Origin of the sequence: Streptomyces sp. URMC 126, assembly GCF_051386555.1 — a bacterium.
Lineage (GTDB): Bacteria > Actinomycetota > Actinomycetes > Streptomycetales > Streptomycetaceae > Streptomyces.
The window spans coordinates 1-1005 of record NZ_JBPQTX010000633.1; the positions used below are offsets into that span (position 1 = coordinate 1).

Genomic DNA, 1005 nt, shown 5'->3' on the forward strand with positions numbered 1-1005 from the left:
GGAGGTCGCCGAGTTCGGGGGGCATGCCGAGGATGGGGGTGAAGGCGCGTTCCGGCAGGGCGTCGAGCAGGCCCCGGGCGTAGGGGTGGCGGGGGCCGGGGTCGCCGAAGAAGGCTTCGGCGTCGGCGAGTTCGACGATGCGGCCGGCGTACATCACGGCGACCCGGTCGGCGATCCGCTCGGCCGCCGTCAGGTCGTGCGTGATCATGAGGAGCGCGTGGCCCCGGTCCACCTGGGCGCGCAGTTCGTCGACCGTGCGGTCCACCAGCTCTCGGTCGAGTCCGGTCGTCGGCTCGTCGGCGAGCAGCAGCGGGGCGTCGCCGACGAGGGCGAGGGCGGTGGCGGCGCGTTGGGCGAGGCCGCCGGAGAGCTGGTGGGGGTGGCGGTCGAGGTGGTCGGCGGGGAACGCGGCGCGTTCGGCGGCGGCCTCTTCGCCGGCGCGCCGGCCGGTCAGCTCGCGGAGGGTCTCACGGAGCTGGGAGCGGACGGTGCGGACGGGGGTGAGGTGGGCGGCGGGGCTCTGGGGGATGAGGCCGACGCGGCGGCCTCTGACCGTGCGGCTGAGGGTGCGCTCGTCGGCGGCGAGGAGGTCGAGCCGAGCCTCCCCGTCGCTCAGCCAGGCGTGGCCTTCCGTGCGGGCGTTGCCCGGCAGGAGGCCGAGGAGGGCGGAGGCGAGGACGGATTTGCCGCAGCCGCTTTCGCCTATGAGGGCGAGGCATTCGCCTCGGTGGAGGCGGAAGGTGGCGTCGGTGACGGCGGCTATGGCGTGGTCACCGCGCATGCGGAAGCGGACGGAAAGGTTCTGGACGTCCAGGAGGGGGGTGGCCGTGGCTTCCTGCGGAGCTGTGCCCCTGTCCCACCCCTTCCCGTTTTCCGCCGGGGCTGCGCCCCCGCGCTCCCCCGCTTCATCGCGGCTCCGCCGCTCGTCCTCAAACGCCGGCCGGGCTGACATGGCCCGCTCGTGCTCCCGTCGCTCGGCCGAATCAGCCCGTCCGGCGTTTGAGG

Annotated in this window: 1 protein-coding gene; it reads right to left on the reverse strand. The window is 74.7% G+C overall.

Annotated features, from left to right (window positions below; all coding sequences use genetic code 11):
• The coding region (locus ACSNOK_RS33220) for an ATP-binding cassette domain-containing protein (RefSeq protein ID WP_436784502.1) at window positions 1-781 on the reverse strand (781 nt) is incomplete at its 3' end.
• Window positions 782-1005: the final 224 nt, after the last annotated feature.